The organism is Vibrio sp. 1069 (genome assembly GCF_033340555.1).
In genome coordinates, this window is the sequence record NZ_JAWOWP010000820.1 from 1 (window position 1) to 545 (window position 545).

Consider the following 545-nt stretch of genomic DNA (forward strand, 5'->3'; position numbering starts at 1 on the left):
TCGCCATCGCTTTGGCTTGCTCTGGCGTCAACATGTCGTTTTTCCAGTTGGAGATCGTACTCAATAGTTGTTTGAGTAGGTCTTTATCACCGTCGAGTTACTTTTCCGTCAACTCTTTCAACAGCGCCATCTGGTCTTGATCATCAAACAACGAAAAGCCCGCTTTTAAACCAAGCTGCTTGTACTCACGTTTGATGATATTCAAACCCAAGGTATGGAAAGTAGAAACCATCAAACCTTTCGACTCGGCTTTACCCAAGGTTTGACCAACACGCTCTTTCATTTCGCGCGCGGCTTTGTTGGTAAAGGTCACGGCCGCGATGTTTCTTGCTTTGTAGCCACATTGCTGAACCAAGTAAGCAATTTTATTAGTAATTACGCGCGTTTTACCTGAGCCTGCGCCGGCAAGCACTAGGCATGGACCAGACACGTATTTTACGGCTTCATCTTGTCTAGGGTTCAGCTTCATACAAATTCTCTGCGGGTGACAAATGTGGCGCCTATGATAAAGGGGTGGCTCTTTGAATGCTACGGTGATTTTCTCG

Annotated in this window: 1 pseudogene; it reads right to left on the reverse strand. The window is 46.2% G+C overall.

Features of this window, described 5'->3' with window-relative positions:
• A pseudogene (locus tag R7040_RS29250) lies at window positions 1-469 on the reverse strand (UvrD-helicase domain-containing protein); the annotation flags it as partial.
• Window positions 470-545 lie beyond the last annotated feature (76 nt).